Genomic DNA, 7,972 nt, shown 5'->3' with positions numbered 1-7,972 from the left:
CGATCTTGGAAGCCAGTTCAGCCAGCCACTGTTTACAACAGGTTCACTACCCAGAGACAAATTCGCCGCAACATCGAGGTTTTCACACAGTGCCAAATCTTGATAGACGATCTGAATGCCAAGCTGATTCGCACTCTGGGGCGAGTCCACTGTCACCATCTCACCATCTACAAAAAACTGACCTTGATCGGCGATGTAGGCACCCGCGAGTGTCTTCATCAGTGTAGATTTCCCTGCGCCGTTGTCTCCAACCAGCGCCATGACTTCCCCTCGCTGCACTTCAAAATGCACGTTTTTAAGCGCCTCGACACTACCGAATGATTTTCGGATGCCTTCGACCTTTAAATGAGGGACTGCTGCATGTTGTTCCATTGGCATTCCTCGCCTTATTTGCGTCCTTGAATGGGTGGGCTGCGCCAGAAAAGAAAATCTGGCACAAACCCTAATAACTCAAACTGAGTGCTACTGACAGAAACGTGTTTTCGCCGCTTCGCCCTGACATACATCGGATTTGCTGATCGAAGGATCATTATCGATAACGTATGCCACGCCATTTTCACCGACCACCGAGTAGTGCTCGACCGGAACGAAAGACACGTCCGCATCCACACCATTTTTCACGGTGCCAGATGTCAGCGAATCAACACTTTCACCCGCTAATAGCTTGTCGACCACCTGCGCTGTTACGCCGGCCATTTTGTCGAATGGTCGCCACACAGATTGTGTCTGTTGACCAAGCAGAATCAGTTGTAGCGCCTGAACGGTTGCATCTAATCCACTCACAGGAACCTTGCCAGCCATTCCCTGCTCTTCCATAGATGCGATAGCAGCGGCGGCGTTACCGTCGTTTGACGACACCACGCCCTGCACGTTGTTATCCAGTTTGGTGAGCGCCTGATCCATTGAACGACGAGCAATAGCCGGGTCCCAACCCTGCGTCCAGTTTTCATACCCAAGTTTACGCTCGCCAGAGTCAAACAGTGGTTGCAACACGTTCATTTGCCCTTGGAAGATCACCGCCGCGTTCGGGTCAGTTGGAGACCCTTTTAGCATCACCAATGTGTCCCCTTTTTTGGTGTTATCGACGATGTGCTGTGCTTGCGACTCACCGGTTTTTTCCATCGATGCCTGAATCCAGAAACTGGTGTTTTCAGAATGAATCATTCGATCGTAAGCAATAGTGGGTACGCTCGATTCAGCTGCCGAATCGGCAATGATTGCTGCGGACTCACCATCAATTGGAATCACCACAAGCACTTTTGCGCCACGGGTTAATGCCTGTTCAGCCTGACGCTGCTGTGTCGCGGTATCGTTGTTGGCATTGAACACTTCCACTTTGGTGTCTGGAGAAATCTGCTTCATTGCCTGCACAAAAAAGTGCGCATCCTGACTTTCCCAACGAGGGTTCACGTTTTCTGGTAGCAGCATGGCGACAAAATCTTCTGCCAGCACAGGTGTGCTACTCATGGCGAAAGCAGACGCCAGAGTTGCCATCGAAATCATCGCTTTGGTTTTCACGTTCCTAATCATGTTTTACTCCTGCTGTTCATTTCCCTTTGTTACAGCCCAATCGCTCTTATGAGCGAACCGTTTTAGAACATCACTTAGTGTTTGCTTCTAATCTGTCCTTAAGCCTGTCGCTGGCATCCACCAGCAAATTCAGCATGCGATTCTTCGCTTCTTCCCCATCTCCTTTAGCGATCAGTTCGTAAACTTCACGATGGAACGGGATGGACGATTCGTTTTCTCTTGGGTCGGTGTTGGTCAGCCGAATACTGCTTAGCAGCGCTGAAAAAATGATGCCTTCAAGAGCACCTAAAAACTCGTTGTGAGTGGCACGCAAAATGGAGCGGTGAAACTGAGCATCGGCGAATACAAAATCTTCTGTCGAGCTCGTTTCTTTTTCCATCGCTTCAATGGCGTGCTTTATATTGTTTAAATCTTCTTCCGTGGCGCGTTGTGCCGCCCAGTAAGCCGCCTGAGGTTCAAAGATCACCCTGACTTCCATCAGTTGAGACAAGAATTCATCGGTTGGAGGCGTTGCCTGATACCAAGCCAATACGTCGTCGTCCAGCAATCCCCAGTCATTACGAGCACGAACTTTTGTGCCAATTCCACGCCGCACTTCCAGTAGCCCTTTGCCGACAAGTATCTTGATGGCGTCCCGAACACTAGACCGACTCACCTGATAGCGTTCTGCCAGTGCCCCTTCTTCTTCCAGAAGTTCCCCCGGTTTGTATAAGCCCGACACAATGCGACGACCTATTTCCCTTGCCACCTGACTTGCCAAACTTGGCGTTAAGCCTGCAATTTGTTTTAAGTTGTAGTAAGAAAGCTCATTCATAAGATGACCTTAAACATCTGATGTTTGCGTTAATGGTATTAATGCATTTTGTTAATAAATTGATCGAGAACTTTTTGTTCACTAAATGACCAACTCTTATTGCTGAAACACGCGTCTCATTATTGGAGCGCTTTTTATAAGGGAGAGATCACTTATGGATCTTGAATTACGTCTCGGAGGCAGGATAAGAATAGAAAAAGCGCAGCCGGATAGCTGCGCTTTGGAATTACTGTAAAAATGGTTTCCTAGTGTTTCTCTAGGAAGCCCGCATTTTGCTTACTATGGTCATAATGAACACCACAAACAGACCTGCGATGAAGCCTGCCATCCCATTGAGCAGTGTAGGCAGGAACCCGTTAATAAATGGAATCGACGGGATCGACATAATCAGCGATTCGATCAAGTGATGAACAACAGGCACTCCATGTACCACAATACCACCGCCGACCAAGAACATCGCCAAAGTACCGACTACCGTCAATGTATGCATAAGCTTGGGCGCAAATGCGACAAGCCCGTCTCCAATGGCAGAGAGGAATTCCCCTTTTCTTTGCAGATAGAAACCAAGGTCATCCAGCTTGACGATCCCTGCAACTAAGCCATACACGCCAATCGTCATCAGCAGTGCTATCACACTGACGACCAGAACTTGAGTCATAAACGGGCTTTCCTGAACCGTACCCAGTGCTATCACGATAATTTCTGCTGATAGAATAAAATCCGTCCGAATCGCACCAGAAATCTTCTTTCGCTCGTACTCTTCCAGGTTTTCTACATGCTCGGATATGGAGGTAGGTTCTTCTTCATCATTGTGTTGAAAGAGCTTCTCTATTACCTTTTCTGCCCCTTCATAACACAGAAACAAACCACCAATGAGCAACAGTGGTGTAATAAGCCAGGGTGCCACAGAGCTGATTGCTAATGCAGCAGGCACCAAGATAAGCTTATTCTTAAACGACCCTTTTGCGACCGACCAGACAACGGGGATCTCACGCTCAGCTCTTACACCAGATACCTGTTGAGCGTTTAAAGCAAGGTCATCTCCCAATACCCCAGCAGTTTTCTTTGCTGCTACTTTTGACATGACTGCCACGTCATCCAAAACAGTAGCGATATCATCCAACAACGTTAAAAGACTTAAACCAGCCATAAATTCCTTCAGATAAGAAACGACATCTCATATACCCAAGTAACCTCAAGATAAAGGATTCAGAGCCTCATATTCTGTCTCAGTTCAAGGAAAAGAAAGCAGTGTAATGACGAGTCCTTTCCAAGTTCTTTGACGATGAAATGGGACAGAATATGGGCTCCCAAGGGCGAGTTTAACTGGCTTTCATACTGCGTTACCGATTCTTGATTTAGACCCACTAGATCATCAAATCGGAGCCTTGCCTGAAAGCCATTTAATTCTCGCTGAACCTAGTATCTTGAGGTTTCTTGGGTATAAAATGTGCGCCGCCCAAATTGGGCAGCAATTACAAATTGTTTACGAGGCATAATGAAACCTCAAGATACAGATTATAACACTTTGTTACATTTCTAAATATCTATTTTTGGCATAACTCATTGCCGATCTATTGTTAAATAACAAACAGTTACAGAACCCTTACCCATAAGTTTGGTACATTTATCTATATTTCACTTACTTACACGAATGTGATTCCCGCATATGAAACATTTTCTCTCGTTTCTCAATCACGATTCGCTTTACTTTTATATGGAACGCTATACCATTAGAGCCATCTTAAGATTCAGGATTAAAGCCATGAAGAAAATCTGTATGTTTGCTCTAACTCTACTTCTCTCTGCTAATGCTTTGGCAGACATCTCGATCCCAAAAAATCGGGTTGTATGTGAAAACAACGCTGCCATGCAAAAGTTCATGAAAAGAAAAGCCGTTAAGAAAACAACCAATCTTCCTGAAGATTGCCGCGTTCTAGAGCGTAAACGTAAGGTAGAAATAGTGAAGGCGTTCCCAAATAAAGGGTATTTGTTGGTAGAAACCAGGCTTGGGGACAAGCTCTATGTTGATAAGGATGCAATCTCACGCTAAATTGCCGGTTTGTAAGGGAAAATCACCTCGAAAGTTGTGCCTTGGCCTGGTTCACTTTGGCAGTTGATTTTCCCTTCAAGCAAATGAGTGACCAGGTTATATACCACCGCTAGCCCTAGACCATTTCTCCCCTTGCCTCTTTGGGTCGTAAAAAACGGGTCAAATATCTTAGGCAGATCTTCCTGCTCAATTCCTTTGCCCTTATCTGAAATTGCGATTCGAATATCCGTCCCGATGATCTGAGTATCAACTTCTATCCTGTGTTTATCGCATTGCTCCTGAGAATGACAAATAGCATTTTCTATCAGATTATTGAGCACATCGCACAGTGCCTCTCTGGAAACAAATGCCGAAATCCCCGCCTGCCCTTCTATCGCAATTTCAACGTTATCGGATGACGAGAATCCGTTACTGGTGACAATATCTTCAACCAGCTCCTTCACCATTACCGCATCTTCACGGGCTTCTTCCTGCTCTATGGCAATCTTTTTAAAACACTGGATGAGTTGAGACGATTTCTCTAGGTTCTCCTCCACCATCTCAAGACAAGACGCCGCATTCTCGACTAACAGCTCACAACTCTTTTTGGTGAGCTTTCCTTCAGATAATTGATCATTAAAGCTCTTCACCTTCTCACGTAAGTGGGATGAAGATGTAATACAAATACCAATGGGTGTATTTAGTTCGTGCGCAACGCCTTTTACCAAAACACCGAGCGAGGCCATTTTCTCTGATTCCACCAGTTTTGCCTGAGTCTCTTCCAGAGCAAAAATGTTGTCTGTTAAATCCTCAAACGAATCTTCAAGTTGCTTGGTTCTTTTCTGTACCTGTTCTTCAAGGTGGAGATTCAGCTCATCGAGCTCTTTAGACGTTTTACCGAGACGATTGATCACCGAAACCAAAACAACAACGCCGGCTACCATCATGAAAAGAATGATCACCAACGTTGTATATTCCCGTTGCCGAATGTCTCGCAGTAATGCATTGATGTACTTCTGGTCGTCCTGAACCAGACTTGTCAGAATGTCGGTAACTTCCGTTGTTTTTGGTGACATGTAGTTAATCAGTTCTAAAGCAATAGCATCCGAATTTCTCTTTGCCAGAGCGATGATTTCCATCCGTTCCGGGATCATCTCTTTCACCAGAATCAATAGCCATTTCACTTCCTGGTGATCAGGCATTTGCTGATTCAGGTTATTGATCGACTCTTCCAGCGCTTCACTGGCGAGTATTGAGGCATCAGCACTTTCGTGTATCCGTTCTTCATCATTAACGGCGACTAGCTGTATCAGCTCTGTTTCCAACTGATTTAAAGAAGACGTAGCCATTAAAATAGCCTCTGTTCGCTTCTCAGAAAGTGAAATCGTTTCTTCCGCTTTGATGTTCAGCCGAATCAGGGAACTCGTTGCCCAAATCACTAGCACCACAAGAAGCGCTAAAACAATCATCGACACTCTTAGCATTTTGTCTTTTCTGTTATTTAAAATGCTCATTTTTTCTAATCAGCTCAGAATTACGCACTGTTTTGAGTATAGATAAAATTATCGGTAGTTAAGGCGATGAGCCAAATTTTAACTTGAGTGTTCCACTTCTAGAGCAATTGCATTACGTTAGCCATAACGTTATGGAAATAGATGGCTAAGGAAATGCACGGAGTAAATACCAAAAAGATTCTGGTGATGGGGGTATCTGGGTGTGGCAAAAGCCTGATTGGAAAAAGGCTGGCCGACACACTGGATCTGACTTTCTTCGATGGCGACGATTACCACAGCGCCACTAACATCGAAAAGATGAAGCAAGGCATACCTCTTTCAGATGAAGACAGATTCGACTGGCTGCATACGCTCAATGAATTGTTTGTCTCTAATGAAAGCGTTGTTATTGCCTGTTCTGCATTGAAGCCCGAGTACCGGGATATTCTTCGTATTAACAATGAAGACGTTACAGTCATCTATTTACAAGGTGACTTCGACACTATATGGTCGCGCCATCAAAACCGATCCAATCATTACTTCAATGGCAAACAGATGCTTGAAAGCCAGTTTGCGACTCTGATTGAACCAACATCTACAGAAGCGATTGCAATAGATATTTCGATGAATGCTGAAGAGGTGTTGCAATCTGCTTTGACCAGGATTCAAAGGATCGACGAGTGAAAATAAAGAAAAGACTTTGACCAATGAAATACTTCAGAAAAATGATTGAAGGTGTTGTACCTGTCACCGATGCAGAATGGGATAATTTTAAACTCATTTTCAAAACCGTTAAGGTAAGAAAAGGCGAAATTGTTCATCGTTCTGGCGACATATTCAAGGAAATATGGTTCATCAAAAGTGGACTGGCAAGATCGTACTTTACCGATGTAAACGGGAAAGACTTTACCTGGCAACTGTATTTCCGTGGAAAGAGTAAACACGGATTGAACCACTTTATGGATGACAGCGTAAGTTTCTATGAAAAACAGGGCTCTATGTTAAATTTTGAGGTACTGGAAGATTCTGTTTTTTACGTCGCTACACTCGAAGACCTTGACGTAATTATCTCGCAAGATAAGAAATGGGAACGCCTGGCTCGTATCTGGCTTCACGACACCTACTTTTCAGCGACCTACAAGCGCTTAATGTCTCTTATGTCGGAAACCGCTACTGAAAGATATGAGCGCATCATTGAAGAATATCCGTCGATCTTTACTCGCGTTAAGTCCTATCACATTGCGTCATACCTAGGAATTGCACCTCAGACATTAAGTAAATTAAAAAATGAATCTAGGTGAATGAAATGACCCGTTTCTGTTGTGTATTATCAAGTTTTTATTGATGGAGACAATTAAGTGACTGGTTTTCAAGAATTTAAAAACTTACACGAACAAAATAACCTGCTTCACATCGGCAATGCTTGGGATGCAAATAGTGCAATACTGTTTCAGAGCCTGGGATACCAAGCTATAGGTACTTCCAGTGCAGCGATTGCGGAATCGCTAGGGTACCAAGATGGAGAAGATATGAGTTTTGATGAGCTTTTTTCCATCGTTAAGCAGATCAAACAAAGCACATCTCTACCTCTTACCGTGGACCTAGAATTTGGATACAGCAACGAACTTGCCGGTGTCTTGCAAAATATCATCTCTTTAGCCGAGATAGGCGTTGCAGGTATAAACTTGGAAGACTCTAGAGTTGATAATGGGGTCAGGAAAATAGTTGATGCCGACAAGTTCGGAGCCGTCGTTAGAGGTATCAGAGATGGTCTTTTTAAAAAAGGAATCAATGTTTTTCTTAACATAAGAACAGACGCATTTTTAATGGGGCTTGACGATCCCCTAGCTGAATCAGTTATGCGAGCTAGAGTTTATGAAGCTTCCGGTGCGGATGGCATATTTGTTCCCCGTATAACAAGTGATGCCCATATAGAAAAGATCGTGGGTTCGGTCTCCATTCCCGTTAATGTTATGGGCGTTCCGGGCTTACCTGTATTCTCAAGGCTACAGGAGCTTGGTGTTAAAAGAGTCAGTATGGGGCCTTTTTTCTATAAAAAAATGAACCAGTATTTTGCTCGTGAAATTGATTCAATTAACGAAT

General features: G+C 44.3%; 9 protein-coding genes. 4 read left to right on the top strand and 5 right to left on the bottom strand.

The window, feature by feature from the left end; all coding sequences use genetic code 11:
- The 4 genes from RH89_RS09525 to RH89_RS09510 form a co-directional block, all read right to left on the bottom strand.
- Positions 1–372 (bottom strand): ATP-binding cassette domain-containing protein (locus RH89_RS09525; protein WP_004401401.1); only part of this gene is annotated, 372 nt, incomplete at its 3' end.
- 90 nt (positions 373–462) lie between these two features.
- The gene (locus RH89_RS09520; protein WP_004401400.1) at positions 463–1,530 is read right to left on the bottom strand and encodes an ABC transporter substrate-binding protein; all 1,068 of its coding nucleotides are present in this window, start codon (positions 1,528–1,530) and stop codon (positions 463–465) included.
- A 70-nt stretch (positions 1,531–1,600) separates the two neighbouring features.
- On the bottom strand, positions 1,601–2,344 hold the full coding sequence (locus RH89_RS09515; RefSeq protein WP_004401398.1) for a FadR/GntR family transcriptional regulator: 744 nt from the start codon (positions 2,342–2,344) through the stop codon (positions 1,601–1,603).
- Between the two features lie 256 nt (positions 2,345–2,600).
- Positions 2,601–3,494, bottom strand: a complete 894-nt coding sequence (locus RH89_RS09510; RefSeq protein WP_004401396.1) for a DUF808 domain-containing protein — start codon at positions 3,492–3,494, stop codon at positions 2,601–2,603.
- A 615-nt stretch (positions 3,495–4,109) separates the two neighbouring features.
- Between RH89_RS09510 and RH89_RS09505 the strand changes: the two genes are divergently transcribed.
- Positions 4,110–4,397: a hypothetical protein gene (locus tag RH89_RS09505; protein WP_004401394.1), complete on the top strand. Its 288-nt coding sequence runs from the start codon at positions 4,110–4,112 to the stop codon at positions 4,395–4,397.
- Here the strand turns inward: RH89_RS09505 and RH89_RS09500 are convergent.
- Positions 4,394–5,845, bottom strand: coding sequence for a sensor histidine kinase (locus RH89_RS09500; RefSeq protein WP_038145423.1), 1,452 nt, complete (start codon positions 5,843–5,845; stop codon positions 4,394–4,396). The genes RH89_RS09505 and RH89_RS09500 overlap by 4 nt on opposite strands.
- A 186-nt stretch (positions 5,846–6,031) precedes the next feature.
- On the opposite strand from RH89_RS09500, the gene RH89_RS09495 reads away from it, so the two are divergent.
- The 3 genes from RH89_RS09495 to RH89_RS09485 all read left to right on the top strand — a co-directional run.
- Positions 6,032–6,553 (top strand): gluconokinase, encoded by a 522-nt coding sequence (locus tag RH89_RS09495; protein ID WP_004401390.1) that lies wholly within the window; start codon positions 6,032–6,034, stop codon positions 6,551–6,553.
- A gap of 23 nt (positions 6,554–6,576) precedes the next feature.
- Positions 6,577–7,170 (top strand): Crp/Fnr family transcriptional regulator, encoded by a 594-nt coding sequence (locus RH89_RS09490; RefSeq protein ID WP_004401387.1) that lies wholly within the window; start codon positions 6,577–6,579, stop codon positions 7,168–7,170.
- 57 nt (positions 7,171–7,227) lie between these two features.
- Positions 7,228–7,972: isocitrate lyase/PEP mutase family protein (locus RH89_RS09485; RefSeq protein ID WP_004401386.1), on the top strand; the 745-nt coding region annotated here is incomplete at its 3' end.

Origin of the sequence: Vibrio nigripulchritudo ATCC 27043, assembly GCF_000222685.1 — a bacterium.
Lineage (GTDB): Bacteria > Pseudomonadota > Gammaproteobacteria > Enterobacterales > Vibrionaceae > Vibrio > Vibrio nigripulchritudo.
The sequence above is the reverse complement of the archived record's forward strand: the minus strand, read 5'-3'. Positions and strand labels throughout refer to the sequence as shown.